This is a genomic window from Parabacteroides sp. AD58 (assembly GCF_023744375.2).
Taxonomy (GTDB): Bacteria; Bacteroidota; Bacteroidia; order Bacteroidales; family Tannerellaceae; genus Parabacteroides; species Parabacteroides absconsus.
Map to the genome: position 1 here is coordinate 531,853 of NZ_CP146284.1, position 21,013 is coordinate 552,865.

18 protein-coding genes and 3 tRNA genes are annotated in these 21,013 nt (G+C 41.4%); 18 read left to right on the forward strand and 3 right to left on the reverse strand.

The features are described from left to right. Positions 1–8: 8 nt before the first annotated feature. The gene (locus tag NEE14_RS02230) at positions 9–1,295 is read right to left on the reverse strand and encodes a phosphatidylserine decarboxylase (protein WP_251967625.1); all 1,287 of its coding nucleotides are present in this window, start codon (positions 1,293–1,295) and stop codon (positions 9–11) included. 60 nt (positions 1,296–1,355) lie between these two features. Beyond that, complete coding sequence (locus tag NEE14_RS02235; protein WP_251967624.1) at positions 1,356–2,576, reverse strand: uracil-xanthine permease family protein; 1,221 nt, start codon at positions 2,574–2,576, stop codon at positions 1,356–1,358. A gap of 217 nt (positions 2,577–2,793) precedes the next feature. Here NEE14_RS02235 and NEE14_RS02240 point away from each other — a divergent pair, with 217 nt between their 5' ends. From NEE14_RS02240 to NEE14_RS02305, 14 genes are all read left to right on the forward strand, one after another. Next, positions 2,794–3,333, forward strand: coding sequence for an FHA domain-containing protein (locus NEE14_RS02240; protein ID WP_251967623.1), 540 nt, complete (start codon positions 2,794–2,796; stop codon positions 3,331–3,333). A gap of 25 nt (positions 3,334–3,358) precedes the next feature. Further along, positions 3,359–5,092: a serine protease gene (locus NEE14_RS02245; RefSeq protein ID WP_251967622.1), complete on the forward strand. Its 1,734-nt coding sequence runs from the start codon at positions 3,359–3,361 to the stop codon at positions 5,090–5,092. Positions 5,093–6,324: 1,232 nt separating this feature from the next. Then, the gene (locus tag NEE14_RS02250) at positions 6,325–6,540 is read left to right on the forward strand and encodes a hypothetical protein (RefSeq protein ID WP_251967620.1); all 216 of its coding nucleotides are present in this window, start codon (positions 6,325–6,327) and stop codon (positions 6,538–6,540) included. Positions 6,541–6,600: 60 nt separating this feature from the next. Beyond that, complete coding sequence (locus tag NEE14_RS02255) at positions 6,601–7,188, forward strand: hypothetical protein (RefSeq protein WP_251967619.1); 588 nt, start codon at positions 6,601–6,603, stop codon at positions 7,186–7,188. Continuing rightward, complete coding sequence (locus tag NEE14_RS02260; protein ID WP_251967618.1) at positions 7,182–7,469, forward strand: winged helix-turn-helix domain-containing protein; 288 nt, start codon at positions 7,182–7,184, stop codon at positions 7,467–7,469. Before NEE14_RS02255 ends, NEE14_RS02260 begins: the two co-directional genes overlap by 7 nt. 371 nt (positions 7,470–7,840) lie before the next feature. After that, positions 7,841–7,913: transfer RNA gene (locus NEE14_RS02265), tRNA-Gly, on the forward strand. 44 nt (positions 7,914–7,957) lie between these two features. Further along, positions 7,958–8,041, forward strand: a tRNA-Leu gene (locus tag NEE14_RS02270). A gap of 16 nt (positions 8,042–8,057) precedes the next feature. After that, positions 8,058–8,141, forward strand: a tRNA-Leu gene (locus NEE14_RS02275). A 79-nt stretch (positions 8,142–8,220) separates the two neighbouring features. Further along, complete coding sequence (locus tag NEE14_RS02280; RefSeq protein WP_251968721.1) at positions 8,221–9,237, forward strand: DNA/RNA non-specific endonuclease; 1,017 nt, start codon at positions 8,221–8,223, stop codon at positions 9,235–9,237. A 15-nt stretch (positions 9,238–9,252) separates the two neighbouring features. After that, the gene (locus NEE14_RS02285) at positions 9,253–10,542 is read left to right on the forward strand and encodes a nucleotide sugar dehydrogenase (protein ID WP_251968722.1); all 1,290 of its coding nucleotides are present in this window, start codon (positions 9,253–9,255) and stop codon (positions 10,540–10,542) included. A gap of 383 nt (positions 10,543–10,925) precedes the next feature. Continuing rightward, positions 10,926–11,822, forward strand: coding sequence for a glucose-1-phosphate thymidylyltransferase RfbA (gene rfbA / locus NEE14_RS02290; RefSeq protein WP_251968723.1), 897 nt, complete (start codon positions 10,926–10,928; stop codon positions 11,820–11,822). Further along, positions 11,806–12,882, forward strand: a complete 1,077-nt coding sequence (locus NEE14_RS02295; RefSeq protein WP_251968724.1) for a GDP-L-fucose synthase family protein — start codon at positions 11,806–11,808, stop codon at positions 12,880–12,882. Before rfbA ends, NEE14_RS02295 begins: the two co-directional genes overlap by 17 nt. A gap of 2 nt (positions 12,883–12,884) precedes the next feature. Then, entirely contained in the window at positions 12,885–14,036 is a 1,152-nt protein-coding gene (gmd, locus tag NEE14_RS02300) for a GDP-mannose 4,6-dehydratase (RefSeq protein ID WP_251968725.1), read from the forward strand. A gap of 100 nt (positions 14,037–14,136) precedes the next feature. Continuing rightward, the gene (locus tag NEE14_RS02305) at positions 14,137–15,282 is read left to right on the forward strand and encodes an OmpA family protein (protein ID WP_251968726.1); all 1,146 of its coding nucleotides are present in this window, start codon (positions 14,137–14,139) and stop codon (positions 15,280–15,282) included. A gap of 219 nt (positions 15,283–15,501) precedes the next feature. Here the strand turns inward: NEE14_RS02305 and kbl are convergent, their stop codons facing one another. Beyond that, positions 15,502–16,692 carry a glycine C-acetyltransferase gene (kbl, locus tag NEE14_RS02310; protein ID WP_251968727.1) on the reverse strand — a complete coding sequence of 397 codons (1,191 nt, stop codon included), beginning with the start codon at positions 16,690–16,692 and terminating at the stop codon, positions 15,502–15,504. A gap of 208 nt (positions 16,693–16,900) precedes the next feature. Here kbl and NEE14_RS02315 point away from each other — a divergent pair, with 208 nt between their 5' ends. The 4 genes from NEE14_RS02315 (at position 16,901) to NEE14_RS02330 (ending at position 20,891) form a co-directional block, all read left to right on the forward strand. Continuing rightward, entirely contained in the window at positions 16,901–17,866 is a 966-nt protein-coding gene (locus tag NEE14_RS02315; RefSeq protein ID WP_251968728.1) for an NAD-dependent epimerase/dehydratase family protein, read from the forward strand. Positions 17,867–18,044: 178 nt separating this feature from the next. After that, complete coding sequence (locus tag NEE14_RS02320) at positions 18,045–18,809, forward strand: DUF1295 domain-containing protein (protein ID WP_251968729.1); 765 nt, start codon at positions 18,045–18,047, stop codon at positions 18,807–18,809. 1 nt (position 18,810) lies between these two features. Further along, positions 18,811–20,043, forward strand: a complete 1,233-nt coding sequence (locus tag NEE14_RS02325; protein WP_251968730.1) for an NADH:flavin oxidoreductase — start codon at positions 18,811–18,813, stop codon at positions 20,041–20,043. After that, positions 20,040–20,891: an SDR family NAD(P)-dependent oxidoreductase gene (locus NEE14_RS02330; RefSeq protein ID WP_251968731.1), complete on the forward strand. Its 852-nt coding sequence runs from the start codon at positions 20,040–20,042 to the stop codon at positions 20,889–20,891. Before NEE14_RS02325 ends, NEE14_RS02330 begins: the two co-directional genes overlap by 4 nt. The last annotated feature ends 122 nt before the right edge of the window (positions 20,892–21,013 follow it).

The following is a 21,013-nucleotide window of genomic DNA, read 5'->3' on the forward strand; positions in this document are numbered from 1 at the left end:
GGAATATATTAAAGGGCTTTCAATTCCCCTAATTTCTCACCCATTAAAATATGGCTCCATTCTTTTCCTTCTTTAGGTGATGTAAGCTGGAAGTTGGCTTCTTTTTGGAATACGAGGACAAAATCAGAACCTCCGAATAAGAAGTAACCTAATTCATCTCCTTTTTCTACATGGTCGCCTACTTTTAATCCTTCGGTGAAGTTAACGGATGCCACTTGCGACATACCGATAGGCATCACGGCAACCAATCCGTGCGTTTTTGTATCAAGGATAACGAGGCCGCGTGTTTCGATACTCTGCCAGCCAGGAACGGAGCAATCTACTACATATTGTTGCAGATCCGGTACCCAAGTGATAGTTCCGCCTAAGGCATCATCACCGGGGATAAGACGGATTTCGCGGATTACACCGGATAAAGGGAAATGGTATCGGTGGTAATCGTTGGCATTCAGGAAGGCATGGAAAAATCTTCCTCCTGCAAAAGCATCGCAATAAGCGCTCTCCGGACCGATTAGGTTACGGATGGAATTAAACACACGCGATTTTACTGCGATCTTCTCGTCTGTGATGATATACGATTCGTCATCAATATCCCATACTCCTTGAGGTACGCAGTCACCCGGCGAAGTTACAACCGAATTATCTTCTGGAGAAGCAATCGGGCGTTGATCGGGCGAAGCCAATCGGCGGCTGAAAAAGTCATTGAACGAATGCCAGTTGGAAGGGGATTCATACCAACCTTTCGTCATTCCTAGTTCTTCTTGTTGCATCATCAACTCTTCGTATTCCTTGTTCCATGAATCTGCAGATGACAGATAATTCCCCCACGATTTGCAATAATCCACGAGCCAGCTGCGGTATGGTTCTACATATTGTACGGAGTTTGTAAAAAGACTTTTGCCTTCGAGTGATTCCAGCGGCATACAGTTGATAAAATAACAGTAGCAAAGAGCCTGGTACATCCGTCCGAAGATACTTGGTTGTCCCGGACAGAAAATAACATCCCAAGGCATAGCCGTCTGTGAGTAGTCGATAAAGTCGTAGTACTCTTCAAGGGACTGTGCCGGGTTGGTAGATTTGTCCGGATTGATCAGTATTCCTTTTTCAATTGCTTCTGTAAGGAGTGATTTCAGGCGAGTATCACTCTCAACCAACGAAATTAATTGCTGGGTGGTCTCGTTATACTTACTGTACTTGTCTGTTTTGTTGTCCTTGTTTTCACAAGCGGTAGCCATAAGCAACAAGGCCATCAGGAAAAAACATATCTTGGATATGTTTATGCTCTTTTTTCTCATTTTAACACTTTGAAATAATTATGATCGTGCAAAGGTACGGAATTAAAATGGACTGATGATTCATTGTTCCTGTTTTTCTTCTTTTGCTTCCTTTTCTTGTGGCAAGATCAGATTAAGCACCACTCCAACGATTGCTGCAAGCCCGATTCCAGATAGTGATAATTCGCCCCAGGTGAAGTTTGCGCCTCCAATACCGATAGTCAGAGTCAGAGAGAAGATGATGATGTTTCTGGTATTTGTCAAATCGACCTTGTGCTGCAACATATTCGTAACGCCTGCAGTAGCGATTGTTCCGAAGATCAGCAGCATGATTCCTCCTAGAACAGCATTGGGGATAGATTTTAGCAGGGCGCTTATTTTACCAATCAGAGAGAAAAGAATGGCTGTTACGGCCGCAATCCGTATGACTTGCGGATTGGTTACTTTGGTTATCGACATCGCACCGGTAACTTCTGCATAGGTAGTAACTGGAGGTCCACCTAAAACTCCGGCAATCATACAGGCTATTCCATCTCCCAATAAGGTTCGGTGCAATCCTGGATCTTTGACGAAATCTTTGTTGGCAACCGTATTGACTACATAAATATTACCAATGTGTTCGATCACTGGGGCAATGGCGACGGGAATCATGAAGACGAAGGCTTCCCATGAAAACGTAGGATGTACGAATTCTGGCAGGCTGAACCACGAGGCTTCGCGTACTCCACTCAAGTCTACCTCATAGAAGAACAAGGCTGTCAGATATCCAATACCGATCCCACAAAATATGGGAATCAATCTGAGCAAGCCTTTGGCTTTTAAAGACACTATTACAGCTGTTGCTAATGAAATCAGAGCTAACACCCAATTCTCTTCAGCCATTTTTACACCTGTACCAGCCAATGTAATACCGATCAGAATAATGACGGGACCAATAACGACTGGAGGGAAAATACGATGAATGACGGATAGTCCTTGCCATTTGACTAATGCGCTCATCGCAAAATAGACAAGTCCGACTCCTGTAAGTCCAAATAATGTTCCCGAAAGTCCGTATAATTCGGTCGCTTTGATAATGGGAGCTATGAAGGCAAAGCTGCTTCCTAAAAAGATAGGAACTTTCCCTTTGCTTACTAAGTGGAAGACTAATGTTCCGATTCCGGCTGTAAATAGGGCTGTTGAAGGGTCAAGTCCTACTAATAAGGGTACCAGAACAGTCGCTCCGAATGCCACGAAAAGAAATTGTACACCTACAATTCCTTTTCTGATAGGCGTAAGTGTTGTATCCGATGTGTGATTCATAAGATATGTGGATATAAAAGTTTATATTACATTTTGAATTGACCATTGCCTGCAGTATGGAAAGTAACTGCAGGTTTCAGCTTTGTAAAATTACGATAACCTGCTTCTTTATCCAAATTTTCAGAAGGAATGTTGTGCAGGGAGACTTTCTGTTGTGTGTTTTGTTTTGTTCTATGAGTGGCTTAGGTTATCTTTGCACTAAAATAGAATGGATAATATGAAAAGAGTTTTTTGTCCGAAGTGTGATCATCAGATTGCTTTCGATGAAACTAAATACGAAGAAGGTAAAGTTGTGGCGTTTGTTTGTCCACAGTGTGCATCACAGTTTAAGATTAAAATCGGCCGGAAAGTAGTCCGTTCGAAATCGGGTCAGGAAAAGGAAGTAAAGGAGCCGGATTTCTCATGTGGTTTTATTACAGTAATTGAGAATTCATTCGCATTCAAGCAAGATTTACCGCTGGTATTAGGTGATAACGTGATAGGCCGTCGAAATAAGGATACAGACGGAGTGGATGTTCCGATTATTACCAGCGATCCGAGTATGGGGCGTAAACACTGCGTGATTCATGTTAAACAAGATGCCCAGGGTAAATTAATCTATACGTTGCGGGATTTTCCCAGTTTGACGGGAACTTTCTTGCGCAGTGAATTATTGGGTGATCGGGAAGTGGTTCGTATCGGCGACGGAGCTGTTGTAACAATTGGTGCAACTACTTTTATCCTGCATACGCCTGATGGGAAAGAAATAGAAGAATAATGATTAATATTATAATTTGTATATCATGAAAAGAATACTATTGTTATTAGGCCTGCTGGCATGTATATTTATACCACTTTCTGCCCAGCAAAAAGTGCCGAAATGGATGGAGAAACAAAAGAAGGCAATTGTAAAGATTGCTACATATAAAGCTGATGGAACGGCCTTGCATACAGGTACCGGTTTTTTCATTTCGGAAGATGGAAAAATGCTTTCAGCTTATTCGTTGTTTAAGGATGCTTATAAGGCTGTTGTTACAGATGGCGGTGGAAAAACTTATACCGTTTCGACCGTTTTGGCAGCTGATGAATTGTATGACGTAATCAAACTCCAAGTGGAAGTCCCGAAGAAGGTCAGCTTTCTGAAGATGGCGGCAACTCCATTAGCTGTAGGCGCTTCGGTATATTTGCAGCCTTATACGACTGAAAAAGTTAAGACTTTTGCAGCCGGAAAGGTTGAGGAAGTTACTAAGTTGAAAGATATCTATCATTATTATAAGTTGTCTTTTCCACTGGAGGTAAGTTGGGTGAATGCGCCTGTGCTGAATGAAGAAGGAGAAGTATTCGGTTTGGCACAAGAGGATGCTTCCGGGAAGAAAGAGGTTTCATATGCTGTATCGGCTGCTTATGCTGAGAGTCTGCAAATATCTACCATGGATATGTTAAGTTCTACGTATACGGCTATTGGTATTAAGAAGGCGTGGCCGGCTGATCGTGATCAGGCGCAGATTGCTTTGTATTTGCTGGGAAATTCGCAGGATGCGCAGACTTATCTGAATACATTGAATGATTTTGTGGCGACCTTTCCAGACTGGTCGGAAAGTTATATTCGCCGGGCTTCGCATTATGCATATCGCCGGGCAGATTTGGCTAAAGATCAAGCCGGACAATTACAATACTTGGAAAAAGCCAAAGAAGACATGAAGCAAGCTCTCGATTTGGCTGAGAAGAAAAGTGATGTGTTGTATAGCGAAGCTCAATTGATTTATAGTGTAGCTCTATCAGACTCCACCTTGAAGAATACAGACTGGACTGTTGAAAATGCACAGAATCGTTTGACAGAGGCGATGAAAGAGGAGAATAATCCGGTATATCATCAGTTGCAAGGTGAAATCTATTTCAACCAGGGGAAATTTGATGAAGCCTATCAGGAATATATGATTGTCAACAAAAGTGATGCGGCCAACGCCAGTTCATGGTATATGGCAGCCAAGTCGAAATCATCCAAGTCGGGTGGAGTGAATATCGGTGAGATTATCCAGCTACTCGACAGTACGATTGCTTGCTATGGAGAATCTATGAATCCGGAGATGGCTCCGTACATTCTGGAGCGTATTGATTGGCGTTTAAAGCTTATGCAGTATGAGCAAGCAGTAGATGATTATGACTTATATTATAAGGTAGTAGGCGGACGGGTAGACGATTCGTTCTATTATTTGCGGGAACAGGCCAAATTCCGCCAAGGAGATTTGGAGGGTGCTTTACAGGATATTCAACAGGCCATGTCAATTAATGCTCAAAGCCCGATGTATCAGGCAGAAGAGGCTTCCATTTATATTCGTCAAGAAAAGTATGAAGAGGCATTGCAAAGTATAGATAAAGCATTGGCCTTAGCTCCTGATTTTGCGGCTTGTTATCGTCTGCGTGGTGTTTGTTACGTCCGTGCAGGGAAGAAAGATGCGGCTTGTGAAGCTTTGAACAAAGCTAAAGAACTGGGTGATCCGGTAGCTGAGAAATTAATAAAGGAGAATTGTCAGTAAGATCCTGATCATCATTTTATCCATTTAAAATAAAGGCTGCCAGTCTATCACAGATGAGCAGCCTTTTGAAAGTGGAAATAAAAAAGATATTATTGTAATTAAAGTGTGTCTTCATTTTATTCTATTTCGAATAGATATTTTTTCTCTCCTCATATCAGATATTGGATATATCAAAGGTAATATAGCCATCGGGCGAAGCGTTTACAACTTAGTAATATATGAAATAGTAGGTTTGCGCTCTTTGCAATTGTAATTTAGCTGTTACTCTTCTTGGTTCAGTTGCCTCTAATTTTATAATATACCTTTGGCCAACTTCCTCTCTTTAAACTTCTAACCCGTTTCTGTTTGTTATGAGCTATATGTAATTATGTTTCCGATAATTCATTGTCGGTAATCCATATAAATGCTCTTTAATTCAACAGTTGTGGAGAGAAAAAATCTTTTCTTAAATGTCCTCTCATTGTGCATGACAGCACATAAGAACCATAACTTCTACTACGCTTAGCAGAAGTATTATCTTATGATGAAAATTCATCATAATTCTTTTCGTTAGTCAATATTTTATGAGTTTGTTTAAATGAATATGCAATACGAATGTCCTCTGATCTGATCAGAAGAAATAATTGCAAGAAAGAGGAAAAGCTAAATCAGATAAATGCAAAGAGTCGCCTGCCGACTATTATTGCATGTTACACATGCGGTTTCTGGTTTTGGTTTTACATCCTCTACATGAGGTAAAATATATATATTAGGAATTAGTGTCAGTAACACAGGTAGAGTGGCTACAAATGTTCGTGTTATAGTACGGGTGCGTGTATAATCATCATCCGGATCAACTTGATCGGTAGGTATGGATGTCTGTGCTGAAACACAAGTTTCTTCATGGTATTGATAGGGTGTATTCTCTGCTGCCAATACATCTGTTTGAATCAACAAGATTGTAATGACGTACAAGATTCTTGCCACAAATAATTTCCAATCGGAAAGTTTCATCTTTTACTTTTCAACTATAATACGATCTTTACGCTACAAAGATAAGCATTAATTTTAATAATGCAACTTATTTGAAAATTCTCTTAGGGGAAGATTATTTTTGTTTTATTATTTGGTTTATAAAATAAACTGTTTTATATTTGCATCAGAAGCAAACGAGATGCGCGCCTCTTTGCTTTTCTTTTTTCATTAAATGGTTTATTTTATAAACTAATTTGTCTAACTAAATGAGAAGAATGATGGGAACAATCAATTCAGAGAAAAGGCATTTTCCGTTATATTTAAAAGAGCGTATTGCAACTTGTCTGGTGACTTGTGTATTTCTAGGTATTTTAAACCTGGTTGTTACACCGCATGAATGGTGGATATTTTGGGTTGTACTTGGTTGGAGCATGAATTTAATCAAGCAGATTCTTTTTTGGTATTTTACAAAAGGAGAGGAGGGAAAAAGATGATGCGTATGATATGTTGGTGGGAAGGAAATTTAATTTTGAAACATTAAAAATAGTAAGGATATGATGGAAGACAGAAAATTATCGGAAAAGGAAAGTTTGGAACTGATTTCGCGGATGATTCAGGAGACGCAGGAAAGAAAAGCCCGTTATGAGGCTTATCCTTTATTGATATGGGGATATATGACTATTGTGGTTTCGTTTTGTATCTGGTATGGAATGGCCATTTTAGGATGTTCCTGGCAGATTAACTTTTTATGGTTTGCCTTGCCTGTGATCAGTGCTCCCGCATCCCTGTATTTTAATCGGAAAAATCCGAATTGTGGTATCCGGAATTATATGGACCGGATCACTACTTATATTTGGTGTTTGTTTGGAGCGGTTGTTGTCGTGTTAAGCATAAGTGCCTTTTTCATTCCAATGAGAATCCTGTTCATGGTGGCGTTGATGATGGGCATGGCGACGACTTTATCGGGAGCTGTCAGCAAATTCAAACCTTTGGTATGCTGCGGTATCGTAGGAGTGGTTCTGTCGTTTGTTTTATTGTTTGTCAGTATGCCGCTCTCAATTTTGATTTTTGGTGCTATCTTTGCCATCATGATGGTTATACCCGGACATATCTTGAATCGTAAAATGAAAGAATTATGCTGAAAGAGTTGAATCCCTTGTTGCATTCCCAACTTCGATTGGCAATTATGTCGATCCTGTTATCGGTTGAAGAAGCTGATTTTGTTTATCTGAAAGAGAAAACACAATCGACAGCCGGTAATTTGAGTGTGCAGCTTGATAAACTGTGTGAGGCAGGATATATCAGCATAGAAAAGAGTTTTGTTGGGAAAAAGACGCGTACGGCTTGCCGGATTACGCCGGTTGGGCACGAGGCTATGAAAGAATATGTAGCCACTCTGAAAACCTATTTGCAGGGATTGTAAGTCTTGTCGGGAAAAGAGCAGAGAGCAAGATAAATGAAACTAACGGGAATCGGAAACGGTTCTCGTTAGTTCTGTTTTTGATTCTCGTGAATACTGATTTCAAGCCTGGTTGGATGTATAAAAATATACGCCGGCTTTTTGTCAATATACGCCGGCTTTTGATGAAAACACGCCGGCTTTTTACTAAAAGATGCCGGGGATTTTATTTCTCGTCTCATCGACGGCTGTTAACACTTTTTAGGTAGCTTCTTTATTCGTTGAGTATCAGTTTACAATCATTGTATTTGGAATAATCTTGTAGAATTTTCTGCTCAAAAAAGAAAGAAAATTTTGGAGGGTAAGAAAATATACCTATCTTTGCACCCGTCAACGCGGAAGTAGCTCAGTTGGTAGAGCATAACCTTGCCAAGGTTAGGGTCGCGGGTTCGAGTCCCGTCTTCCGCTCTGAGAAGGAGCGGTAAGAGACCGCTTTGTTTTTGTAGTGAAATGCCCAGGTGGCGGAATTGGTAGACGCGCTCGTTTCAGGTGCGAGTGGCTTTGCGGTCGTGCAGGTTCGAGTCCTGTTCTGGGCACTACGCATTTTGATATGCGTAGGTGGTGGAATTGGTAGACACGCTACTTTGAGGGGGTAGTGCCGGTTACGGCGTGTGAGTTCGAGTCTCATCCTACGTACTTTGATCAATTTAAATATGTCCTGTCTGTATAACTATTTTCTGAATAGATATACGGACTTTTTTGTTTTAGAGCAGTAATGGCAAAGAAGAAAAACACTACATCAGCCCGGAAGAAAAAGAGCAGCAAGCGGAATACAGCGGTTGTTGCTTCGTTGAAACATCTGTTTTATACAGCCTGTTTCTTTGTGGTCATACTTGTCGGGGTTTTGTTTGTATATGAAAAGGTATCAGATTATGCGGCCGATAAGGACTGGTCGATAGGTAAGTTTACCGATTGGATACCGGATATTAAGAAGAACGATCAGGCGGTAGAACAGGCGGTTTCGGAAGTGAAGGATAAAATCGTCAAACCGCTGGAGAATCAGTTGCCGAAAACATCCGAATCGAAGACGAACCGTTTTCCGCAAGGTGCTGAATTACCGGTATGTCCCAAGTCGTGTACGGAGCAAGTTATCCGGCATAAAGGATATACAGTTTCTTACAATTCTGATTATCGGGTAGCCAATTGGGTGGCTTATGAATTGACAAGTCAGGAAGCCAAAAGCAATGCCGCCGAGCGTTCGAATAAATTTGTGCGTGATCCGATGGTGAAAGGTGCTTCTGCCGAAAATGGAGATTATACCCGTACGGGATATGACCGGGGGCATCTGGCACCGGCAGGAGATATGAAATGGTCGGCACAAGCGATGCGCGAATCGTTTTATCTGAGCAATATTACCCCTCAAAAGCCGGGTCTGAACCGGGGCGTCTGGAAAGATCTGGAAGAACAGTGCCGGATGTGGGCAGCCGATAACGGTGAGCTTCTTATTGCAACGGGACCTGTCTTGACACCAGACCTGAAACGGTTGGGGAAAAACCGGGTTGCCATTCCGAAGAAGTTTTATAAAGTAATTTGTATGATCCAGGACAATAAATACGAGGCTGTCGGGTTTATATTTGAAAACAAGGATTACGGGCAGACCTCTTTGCGCAGTCTGATGGTTCCTGTTGACAGTGTAGAGAAGCTGACACAAATTGACTTCTTTGCTTCTCTGCCGGATTCAGTCGAATCACAGATGGAGGCAACAGTCAATCAAAAAGCGTGGTCGTATTAAATTAAAAGGATGTTTATGTTTGAAGCGTTGAGAAATAAAGAAAAGAAGATAGCGATTGTTGGATTAGGCTATGTCGGACTCCCTTTAGCGATGGGGTTTGCCGATAAACTTTCAGTGATAGGATATGATATCAATGAAGAACGCTTGGCTAAGCTTCGGGAAGGAATCGATCCGAACGGAGAACTGGCATCTTCGCAACTGGTGGGGAAAGATATTGAATTCACTTCTTCCGCGGATAAGTTGCGTGAGGCATCCTTTTATATCATTGCCGTGCCGACGCCGATTGACCAGCATAATGAACCGGACTTGACACCTTTGCTTACGGCAACACGGACGGTTGCCTCGGTGCTGAAGAAAGGAGACTATGTTGTTTATGAGTCGACGGTTTATCCGGGTTGTACCGAAGAAGATTGCGTTCCGCTATTGGAAGAAATATCCGGAATGGTATATAAGCAGGATTTTAAGGTTGGTTATTCTCCGGAGCGGATAAACCCGGGTGATAAAGTACATACCTTACAGAATACAGTGAAAATTGTTTCCGGTTGCGATGATGAGGCTTTATCAGAAATCAGGCAGATATATGGTCTGATTATTGAAGCCGGCCTGCATCAGGCTCCGTCTATTCGGGTAGCTGAGGCCGCCAAGATTATAGAAAATACCCAGCGGGATGTCAATATAGCTTTGATGAATGAGTTGTCAATCATCTTCGATCGGATGGGCATTAATACGTATGATGTATTGGAGGCAGCAGGAACGAAATGGAATTTTCTGCATTTTTATCCAGGGTTGGTAGGCGGCCATTGCATTGGTGTTGATCCGTATTATCTGGTACATAAGGCGAAAGAATTGCAGTATCATCCCAAAATGATCAACTCAGGTCGTTTTGTCAATGATTCCATGGGTCGGTATATAGCCAAGAAAATTGTAAAGAAGGTGTTGGGATTAGGAAAGAATATCCTGCACGCCCGTGTATTGGTGATGGGAATGACTTTTAAGGAGAATGTTTCCGATATACGCAATTCAAAAGTCGTTGATATGGTCCGCGAATTTATCGACTTTGGCGCTGTGGTAGATGTCGTGGATCCCTACGCTTCTCCAGCAGCCGTTAAGCAAGAATACGGCATTGAGCTGAAAGAACAGCCGGAAGGTGTTTACGATGCTATTGTTGTTGCCGTAGCTCATAAAGATTATCTCTTATTGGATGAAAATTATTTTATTTCATTGTCTGCTGGAAAAGCTGTTTTAGGAGATATTAAAGGAATTTTCCGACATAAAATTAAAAAAATGGAATACTGGAGCTTATAAGATAAAGATTTATAACAGGTTATAGGGTCTATTATACCCTTATGATCTGAAAGTAATCTTTCCGATATGGAAATAAATTGTTAAAAGGAAAGGACTTAAACCTAATAAACTTTAGATATTTTTTAAAAAGGTGTTGTAGAATATATATTTTTATTTTGTTGATAAAATGAAAAGGTTCTATATTTGCATCAGATAACCTAAACAATCTTTTTGCCTTAAAGACTAATGCCTATTAAAAACCTGTAAAGAGGATCTTTGAGAAAAGATCCTCTTTATGATTTATAACCCTTCCATTGTTTTCATTCTGTTTTTTATTTTTCTAAAATCTTCTATGGCTGATAATCTTTTTTTAGTATGTTTGTTGCCATAAATGTGATAAATATATGAAAGGAATAGTTTTAGCAGGAGGATCAGGTACCCGGCTGTACCCAATAACAAAAGGCGTGTCAAAGCAATTGTTGCCCATATATGATAAACCGATGGTGTATTATCCGATATCCGTCTTGATGCTGGCCGGGATACGTGAGATTCTGATTATATCTACTCCGCAGGATTTACCTGGTTTCCGGCGTTTGCTGGGTGATGGGAGTGATTATGGTGTCCGGTTTGAATATGCAGAACAACCTTCGCCCGATGGTCTGGCCCAGGCCTTTATTATCGGAGCAGATTTTATTGGAGAAGATTCTGTCTGTCTGGTTTTAGGTGATAATATATTCTATGGTCAGAGCTTTTCGTCGATGTTGCGTCAGGCTGTTTCGGTGGTTGACCAGGAAGGAAAGGCCGCAGTCTTCGGATATTATGTGAATGATCCGGAAAGATATGGCGTGGCAGAGTTTGATAAAGACGGGAATGTAATCAGCATTGAAGAGAAGCCTCAGAAGCCCAAATCTAACTATGCGGTGGTGGGTCTCTATTTCTATCCGAATAAGGTCGTAGAAATAGCCAAGCATATCAAGCCGTCCGCTCGTGGGGAATTAGAAATAACTACCGTTAATCAGGAGTTTCTGCAAGAAGGTAAGTTAAAAGTACAATTATTGGGCCGTGGTTTTGCCTGGCTGGATACGGGAACGCATGATTCGCTATCGGAAGCTTCTACCTTTATAGAGGTGATAGAGAAGCGACAGGGGCTGAAAGTTGCTTGTCTGGAAGAAATCGCTTATAGAAACGGTTGGATTGAAGCAGCCCGGTTGGCCGAAATTGCCCGACCTATGGCAAAGAACCAGTACGGACAATATTTGCTGCAACTGATAAAAGAAGAGGATTGTGGAGAAGAACAGTAAAATATTCGTAGCTGGGCATCGGGGATTAGTCGGTTCGGCTATTTTAAAGAACTTGCAGGATAAAGGGTATCATCATTTTGTCTTGCGGACACATGCAGAACTGGATTTAACGGATCAAAGTGCTGTTTGTCGTTTTTTTGAGGAAGAAAAGCCTGAATATGTCTTTTTAGCAGCGGCTCATGTAGGCGGTATTATGGCGAACAGTCGTTACCGGGCTGATTTTATCTACCAGAATCTGATGATTCAAAACAATGTAATTCATGCGTCTTTTTTGAACAAAATAAAGAAACTTTTGTTTTTAGGTAGTACGTGTATTTATCCTCGGGAAGCACCACAGCCGATGACTGAGAATTGTCTGTTGACTTCTTCTTTGGAATATACAAATGAGCCTTACGCGATTGCTAAGATAGCGGGGTTGAAGATGTGTGAGAGTTATGATTTGCAGTATGGCACGAATTTTATTGCCGTTATGCCTACAAATTTATATGGGCCTAATGACAATTTTGATCTGGAGACTTCGCATGTCTTGCCTGCTATGATCCGGAAGATTCATCTGGCAAATTGTCTGATGCAAGCTGATTGGGCGGCACTCCGCAAAGACTTGGATCAGCGTCCGGTGGAAGGCGTTGATGGAAAGGCTGAATCGGATGATATCGAAAGAGTCCTGGCAAAATATGGTGTATTTCCCGATCGTGTGGAATTATGGGGTACAGGTCGTCCGCTCCGTGAATTCTTGTGGAGCGAAGAAATGGCGGATGCCTCGGTATATATCATGGAAAAGGTTGACTTTGCCGATTTGTGTAAAGGACAGGGGCCTGATATCCGAAATACACATATAAATATAGGTACAGGTGTTGAACATACAATCCGGGAAGTGGCTCAAATGGTTTGTCGGGTGGTAGGTTTTACGGGTACAGTGAATTTTGATGCATCCAAACCTGATGGAACATTGCGGAAACTGACGGATGTAAGCAAATTGCATAAGTTGGGATGGCATCATCAAGTTGAATTGGAAGAGGGAATAGATCGTTTATATCAGTGGTATCTGAAAAATAGTTGAACATGGGAAAAGTTGCTTTAATTACCGGTATTACCGGACAAGATGGAGCCTATTTGGCTGAATATTTAATAAAGAAGGGATATGTAGTGCATGGTATCAAGCGCCGTTCCTCTATGTTTAACACAGACCGTATTGATCATCTTTACCAAGATCCACATGTGGAAAATCGTAATTTGGTACTACATTATGGCGATTTGACCGACAGCCTGAATCTGACACGAATTATTGGGGAAGTTCAGCCGGACGAAATCTACAATCTGGCAGCGATGAGCCATGTGAAAGTAAGTTTTGATACACCTGAATATACTGCCAATGCTGATGGTTTGGGTGTTCTGCGAATTCTGGAAGCAGTCCGGCTGTTGAAGCTGGTAGAAAAGACGAGAATTTATCAGGCTTCTACTTCCGAGCTATATGGACTGGTGCAAGAGGTTCCGCAACGTGAAACGACACCGTTTTACCCAAGAAGTCCGTATGCGGTCGCTAAATTATATGGATACTGGATTACGGTAAATTATAGAGAGGCTTACGGCATGCATGCGTCGAATGGCATTCTTTTTAATCATGAATCGCCTTTACGCGGCGAAACTTTTGTGACCCGTAAGGTTACGCGGGCCGTTTCTCGTATAGCATTGGGTATTCAGAAGCAAGTGTATTTAGGAAATCTGGATTCAAAGCGAGATTGGGGGCATGCCAAAGATTATGTGCGTGCCATGCATCTTATTTTACAGCAGGACAAGCCGGATGATTATGTGATAGCGACGGGTGTAACAACTTCTATCCGGGATTTTGTAAGAATGGCATTTGCAGAAATTGGAGCCCAACTGGAGTTTCGGGGAAAAGGCGTGGAAGAAGTAGCTTTGTTATCGGGTATTGATGAGTCCTTATTTAATAAGGTAGTAGGAGAATCTTATCTTACGGATTTTAAACAACGTATAGGCAGCGTTGTCGTTGGTGTAGATCCTCAGTATTTCCGACCTACAGAAGTTGATCTTCTGATTGGAAATGCAGAGAAGGCGAAAAAGAAATTAGGTTGGGAGCCTGTATATTCATTAACAGACTTGGTGCATGATATGATGGTCAGTGATATCAAATTGATGAAAAAAGAATCATATTTGCGTGAAGGCGGTTATAGAATATTGAATTATTTTGAATAGTGTAAAAACATTTCTCCCTTTTATTTGTTGTATATATAGAAAAAGATTAATTTTGTATTTAATTTAATTGCGAATTGTTTCATTTAAATGTTGATAAATTATGAAAGTAAAAGCGTTATTATTAGCATTGCTGTCAGGGTTCGTACTGAATGCTACAGCGCAGGAGTTTAAGCCCCAGGTTGGGTTTAGCACAGAAAAAGGTTATAAGACCAATTTCAAGAAGAATAAAGCTGGTGATAACTGGTTTATTTCTATTGCGGGTGGTGCAAGTATTTTGTTGGGTGATCAGAACGGAAAAGCCGACTTCGGTAATCGTTTGAATTTCGCTCCTCAATTCTCATTTGGAAAATGGTTTAATCCGTATTTGGCATTCAGAACACAGATTAATGGTGGTGTTTTGCATGGCTTTGAAGGAGAAGAAGCTCGTATGCAGCATAACAAATATGTAGCAGCTCACGTTGATTTGTTGTGGGATGTTACTAATTTCTGGGCTCCGTACAATGAAAAGAAAGTTTTCCGTTTGATTCCTTGGGTTGGTTTTGGTTATGCACAGCGTTTCAAGACAACAGAAGCTGTTGAACGTGCAAGAACAGAGTCTCCTACTTTGAATGCCGGTATCTTGACAGCTTTCCGTTTGAGCAAACGTGTTGACTTGAATGTTGAATTGCAGGGTTCTTTGTTGAACGAGCAGTTTAACCGTGTAAGCATGTATCACTTGACTGACGGTATTGCTCAGTTGACTGCTGGTCTGACATTCAAATTGGGTAAGACAGACTTCGAGGTTCTTGAACCAATGGATTATGATTTGCTGAATGATCTGAACAATCAGATCAATGCTTTGCGTGCTGAAAATGAAGAACTGAGCAAACGTCCGGTTTCTTGTCCTGAATGCAAGGAAACTGTTACAGAAGTTGTCAATAACGTAGTTGACAATGTTGTATTCTTCCGTTTGAATAGTTCTAAGATTGACAAGAATCAGCATATCAATATCTACAATACTGCTGAGTATATGAAAGCAAACAACACACCGATTAAGGTGATTGGTTATGCCGACAAGAAGACTGGTAAGGCTGATTACAACATGCAGTTGTCAGAAAAACGTGCTAAAGCTGTTGCTAAGGAATTGACTGAGAAATACGGTGTTGATTCTAGCCGTATTACAATCGAATGGAAGGGTTGCGAAGAACAGCCTTATAGCGAAAACAGCTGGAACCGTGTGGTTATTATGCGTGCAGACGATAAATAATATATTATTAAGTTTAATTTAAAAGAATGGAGATGCGTCTTTACAGGCGCATCTCTTTTTTATCTGTCTTGATATTGGGTAAATTTGTGCATATAAAAGAGCTCCCGAGGATTTTATTTCGATTAATCCTCGGGAGCTTTTATGTGTAAACTATCTCCTTTCTGTAGAGAACTAAGATATATCAGTTTTCCAATCGGAGATTAGATTCTTTTCCTGGTTTTATTTAATAACACCTAATTCTTTGCCAACTTTAATAAAGGCAGCAACTGCTTTGTCCAAATGAGCTTTTTCGTGACCAGCTGATAATTGTACACGGATACGAGCCTGTCCTTTTGGAACAACTGGATAATAGAAGCCTGTTACATAAATGCCTTCTTCCTGCATTTTAGCAGCAAAGTCTTGTGATAATTTCGCATCATACAGCATAACTGCACAAATTGCAGATTGAGTCGGTTTGATATCGAAGCCTGCTGCCAACATTTTATCGCGGAAGTAAGTAACATTTTCCATTAATTTAGTATGCAGAGCATCGCTTTCCTTCAGCATCTTGAACATTTCCAAACTTGCACCGACAATAGCAGGAGCAACTGAATTAGAGAACAAATATGGGCGAGAACGCTGACGGAGTATATCGATAATTTCTTTCTTACCAGTGGTAAAACCACCCATAGCTCCACCGAATGATTTGCCTAATGTTCCGGTGAAGATATCAATACGTCCATAGCAGTTGAATTTTTCTGCTACACCGTGGCCGGTCGGACCAACTACACCTGCAGAGTGAGATTCGTCTACCATTACCAGTGCATCGTACTTTTCAGCCAAATCACAGATTTTGTCCATAGGAGCAACATTTCCATCCATTGAGAAAACACCATCTGTAGCAATGATACGGTAGCGTTGAGCTTGTGCTTCTTTTAAGCAACGTTCCAAATCAGCCATATCAGCATTGGCATAACGATAACGTTTTGCTTTACATAAACGTACACCGTCAATGATGGAAGCATGATTCAACGCATCAGAAATAATAGCATCTTCTTCTGTAAACAACGGTTCGAAAAGACCTCCATTAGCATCGAAGCATGCAGCGTATAAAATTGTATCTTCAGTTTTGAAGTAATCGGAAATAGCAGCTTCCAATTGCTTATGTAAATCTTGTGTACCACAGATAAAACGAACGGAAGACATACCGTAACCATGAGAATCCATGGCTGCTTTGGCAGCTTCGATTAAGCGTTTGTTGTCAGAAAGACCCAGATAATTGTTTGCACAAAAGTTCAAAACGTCACTACCTGCATTAACCTTGATATCGGCACGCTGTGGAGTCGTTATAATTCTTTCATTTTTGTACAATCCGGCAGCCTGAATGTTTGCCAGTTCTTCAGCTAAGAATTCCTTAAATTTTCCGTACATGTTAATATATATTTAATGGTTTTAATTATAATGCCGTAAGGAAACAAACTTTTCATTTGATTCTTGCGGAGAAGTTCAGTTTATGACTGAACGAAACAAAGTTCTTATTTTTTTTTGAGAAACTGATGAAAAAAATCAAGAAAATCATGTAAAAACAATTTTTATTCTTCTACCTTTGTTCGCAGATAACTTAAATCTCAAATGTAAAATGAAGAATATATTAATTATTGGTTCAACTGGACAAATTGGTTCAGAACTTACCATGAAGTTGAGAGGTATTTATGGTGGATCAAATGTAGTAGCAGGATATATTCCGGGTGCAGAACCAAAAGGAGAATTATTGGAGTCTGGTCCTTCTGCAATTGTAGATATTACGAATGAACAGCAGATTGCAGAAACGGTTTCTCGTTATAAAGTAGATACAATATATAATTTGGCCGCTTTGTTGTCTGCAGTGGCTGAAGCAAAACCCCAGTTGGCATGGAAGATCGGTATGGGCGGATTATTCAATGTTTTGGAAGTAGCCCGTGAGATGCATTGTGCTGTATTTACTCCAAGTTCAATTGGTGTTTTTGGTAATAATACGCCGAAGGATAAAACTCCACAGGATACTATTCGTAATCCAAGAACGATGTATGGAGTAACCAAGGTCTCTGGAGAGCTGCTGAGCGATTATTATTATATTCGTTTTGGTGTTGATACACGTTCTGTTCGTTTCCCGGGTTTGATTTCATATGTAACACCTCCGGGTGGTGGAACAACTGACTATGCTGTTGATATTTATTATTCTGCAGTAAGAGGAGAAACATTCAAATGCCCGATCGCTGCAGGCACATTTATGGATATGATGTATATGCCGGATGGTTTGCGTGCTGCTGTTGAAATCATGGAAGCTGATCCTACAAAGTTTGTACATCGTAATTCATTCAATATCGCATCCATGAGCTTTGATCCGGAAATCATTTATAATAGTATCAAGAAATATTTGCCGGATTTCAAGATGGAATATGAGGTAGATCCGTTGCGCCAGTCTATTGCTGAATCATGGCCTAACTCATTGGACGATACTTGTGCTCGCGAAGAATGGGGTTGGAAGCCGGAATATGATTTGGATTCTATGACTCGTGATATGCTGACCAAGTTAAAAGAACGTTTGGTTGATGCTAAGAAATAAATAGAACTATATATTTAATTCTTGATTGATATTGGGGAATTGAGTGGATGTAATAAACTCAATTCCCTAATTCCTTTTTATTGGTAACTTTTTCTGATTGTTCCTTGATTTTCATGGGTAAAGGAAAGGCCTCTTCCTTATTTCTTTTAACTTTGCGTTTGCAATATTCTTTAGTGTTATGAGTATAGAATTATTTCACCAGATATTAATCGGTTTTTCAGCTGTTGGATTGATTGTTTTTATTGCCCTGTTTTTTGTGAAAGCGGGTTATGGTATGTTCAGAACAGCGCAATGGGGATTTTCTATTCCGAATAAAATAGGCTGGCTACTGATGGAAGCTCCTGTCTTTTTCGTCATGCTAATCTTGTGGCTTCAGAGTGACCGGTCTGTTTTATCAGTTCCTTTCCTCTTTTTTCTCTTGTTTGAATTGCATTATTTCCAGCGTTCTTTTGTCTTTCCTTTTCTGATGAAGGGAAAGAGCCGGATGCCTGTTGCTATCATGCTGATGGGTGTGGTATTTAATTTGCTGAACGGATATATTCAGGGAGAATGGCTTTTCTTTTTGGCTCCGGAAGAATTGTATTCGTCGGCTTATTTATGCCGGATTAATTGCTGGATAGGAATTATTGTCTTCTTCCTGGGAATGGGAATCAACTGGCATTCTGATTATGTGATCCGCCATTTGCGTCAGCCGGGCGACACCCGGCATTATTTACCGGAGAAAGGGTTGTATCATTGGGTGACATCCGGAAATTACTTCGGTGAATTGTTGGAATGGACCGGATTTGCTTTAGCTACTGCTTCGCCGGCTGCCTGGGTATTTGTCTGGTGGACGTTTGCCAATTTGGCTCCCCGGGCTTATGCCATTCGCCAGAAATACCGTGAAGAATTCGGTGTGGAAGCTGTCGGAAAACGGAAATGTTTAATACCTTATATATTCTAATATGACTTCGATATTATTTACACCCGGAAAGATAGGGCCGCTGACCGTGCGTAACCGGACGATTCGTTCGGCAGCGTTTGAAAGTATGTGTCCGGGAAATGTTCCTTCCCAGGAATTATTGGATTATCATCATTCGGTGGCAGCCGGTGGTGTTGGGATGACAACGGTGGCTTATGCTGCAGTGACACGCAGTGGTTTGTCTTTCGATCGCCAGTTATGGATGCGTCCGGAGATTGTTCCTGGTTTGAGAAAGGTAACGGATGCTATACACAAAGAAGGTGCGGCTGCCAGTATTCAGTTAGGGCATTGCGGAAATATGTCACATAAAAATATCTGTGGAGAAACACCGGTTGGTGCTTCTACCGGATTCAATTTATATTCCCCGACTTTTGTTCGTGGCTTGCGGAAAGACGAACTTCCTGCAATGGCGAAGGAATTCGGTAATGCAGTGTGTCTGGCACGCGAGAGTGGCTTTGATGCTGTCGAAATTCATGCCGGACATGGATATCTGATCAGTCAGTTTCTGTCGCCTTATACCAATCATCGGAAAGATGAGTTTGGCGGTACATTGGAAAACCGGATGCGTTTTATGGATATGGTAATGGAAGAGGTAATGAAGGCTGCCGGTAATGATCTGGCTGTCTTGGTAAAGATGAATATGCGCGACGGTTTCAAAGGTGGTATGGAACTGGATGAAACTTTACAGGTAGCTCGCCGACTGAAAGAAGATGGTGCTCATGCGTTGGTATTAAGCGGTGGATTCGTAAGTAAGGCACCTATGTATGTTATGCGTGGAGCGATGCCGATCAAGACGATGACACATTATATGGATTGCTGGTGGCTGAAATGGGGCGTCCGAATGGTTGGTAAATGGATGATTCCGACTGTTCCTTTCAAGGAAGCATATTTCTTGGATGATGCTTTACTATTTCAGCGGGAAGTCCCGGGTATTCCTTTAGTCTATGTCGGTGGTCTGGTATCTCGGAAGAAGATAGAAGAGGTCCTGTCGTTAGGTTTCCCATTTGTGCAAATGGGTCGTGCCTTACTGAATACACCTGATTTGGTCAATCGTATGAAAGCGGAAGAAGATTATTGTTGTGATTGTGGTCATAGCAACTTCTGTATAGCTCGTATGTACACATTGGATATGGCTTGTCATAAGCATCTGAAGGAGAAAATCCCAGCTAGCCTGCAAAAAGAAATCGAACGCTTGGAGGAGGAAGCCCGATCATGAAAGGTCGTGCCGTCATTACAGGTGCCGATGGAGGTATGGGCTCTGAAATTACGAAGGCTGTTGCCAAGGCGGGTTATGAAGTCATTATGCTTTGTTCAAGTCTGGATGCCGGAACAATCCGCCGGAATCAGATAGCACGGGAGACCGGTAACCAGGAAATACAGGTCCGACAAGTGGATTTATCGATCATGAGTTCAGTCATGGCCGTTGCAGATGGCTTACTGGCTGATGGAAAACCGATAGCTTTGCTGATGAATAATGCCGGGACCATGTGCACACATTTTCAGCAAACACCCGACGGACTGGAATATACAGTGGCGGTAAATTATGTGGCCCCTTATCTTTTGTCTCGTAAGTTATTACCCTTGATGCAGGCTGGTTCCCGGGTCGTCTGCATGGTCTCTTGTACGTATGCCATCGGTCAGATTACGCCTGAGTTTTTCACTCGTGGAAAGAAAGGAAATTTCTGGCGCATTCCGATTTATAGCAATACGAAATTAGCTCTTTGGCTTTTTGTGCGTAAGCTGGCTTTGGAGGTGGCGTCGCGCGGTATTTGGGTAGGAGCTTCCGATCCGGGTATAGTTTCGACGAATATTATCCGGATGGATATGTGGTTTGATCCGTTGACAGATATCTTCTTCCGCCCGTTTATCCGCACACCGAAGCAAGGAGCGGCTACGGCTGTTCATTTGTTGTTAGATGAGCTTCCCATGTCGGAGACCGGACAAATGTATGCATCCTGCAAGCAACGTCGTTTGAAACCGATTTATTTGAATCATCCGCAAATGGATTCTCTGTGGAACGATACGGCTGCTTATCTGGAAAAGCATTCAGGCATCCAATTCTGAATTACTGGGCTTGCTTGTTATAGAAATTGGCTTGAGAGGAATCCGCCTTGCTTTGTCTGAGTAAATACTCGGATTTTATGGATGGAACATCTGTTATCTCCAGATTTTCTCGCTATCTTTGT

Excerpts from the sequence above, each read along its gene's own strand:
- NEE14_RS02285 (WP_251968722.1), top strand. The coding sequence starts at position 9,253 with ATGTTTGAAGCGTTGAGAAATAAAGAAAAGAAGATAGCGATTGTTGGA.
- kbl (WP_251968727.1), bottom strand. The coding sequence starts at position 16,692 with ATGTACGGAAAATTTAAGGAATTCTTAGCTGAAGAACTGGCAAACATT.
- NEE14_RS02235 (WP_251967624.1), bottom strand. The coding sequence starts at position 2,576 with ATGAATCACACATCGGATACAACACTTACGCCTATCAGAAAAGGAATT.
- NEE14_RS02240 (WP_251967623.1), top strand. The coding sequence starts at position 2,794 with ATGAAAAGAGTTTTTTGTCCGAAGTGTGATCATCAGATTGCTTTCGAT.
- NEE14_RS02280 (WP_251968721.1), top strand. The coding sequence starts at position 8,221 with ATGGCAAAGAAGAAAAACACTACATCAGCCCGGAAGAAAAAGAGCAGC.
- gmd (WP_251968725.1), top strand. The coding sequence starts at position 12,885 with ATGGGAAAAGTTGCTTTAATTACCGGTATTACCGGACAAGATGGAGCC.
- NEE14_RS02260 (WP_251967618.1), top strand. The coding sequence starts at position 7,182 with ATGCTGAAAGAGTTGAATCCCTTGTTGCATTCCCAACTTCGATTGGCA.
- rfbA (WP_251968723.1), top strand. The coding sequence starts at position 10,926 with ATGAAAGGAATAGTTTTAGCAGGAGGATCAGGTACCCGGCTGTACCCA.
- NEE14_RS02230 (WP_251967625.1), bottom strand. The coding sequence starts at position 1,295 with ATGAGAAAAAAGAGCATAAACATATCCAAGATATGTTTTTTCCTGATG.
- NEE14_RS02305 (WP_251968726.1), top strand. The coding sequence starts at position 14,137 with ATGAAAGTAAAAGCGTTATTATTAGCATTGCTGTCAGGGTTCGTACTG.
- NEE14_RS02330 (WP_251968731.1), top strand. The coding sequence starts at position 20,040 with ATGAAAGGTCGTGCCGTCATTACAGGTGCCGATGGAGGTATGGGCTCT.
- NEE14_RS02245 (WP_251967622.1), top strand. The coding sequence starts at position 3,359 with ATGAAAAGAATACTATTGTTATTAGGCCTGCTGGCATGTATATTTATA.
- NEE14_RS02250 (WP_251967620.1), top strand. The coding sequence starts at position 6,325 with ATGGGAACAATCAATTCAGAGAAAAGGCATTTTCCGTTATATTTAAAA.
- NEE14_RS02320 (WP_251968729.1), top strand. The coding sequence starts at position 18,045 with ATGAGTATAGAATTATTTCACCAGATATTAATCGGTTTTTCAGCTGTT.
- NEE14_RS02255 (WP_251967619.1), top strand. The coding sequence starts at position 6,601 with ATGATGGAAGACAGAAAATTATCGGAAAAGGAAAGTTTGGAACTGATT.
- NEE14_RS02325 (WP_251968730.1), top strand. The coding sequence starts at position 18,811 with ATGACTTCGATATTATTTACACCCGGAAAGATAGGGCCGCTGACCGTG.
- NEE14_RS02315 (WP_251968728.1), top strand. The coding sequence starts at position 16,901 with ATGAAGAATATATTAATTATTGGTTCAACTGGACAAATTGGTTCAGAA.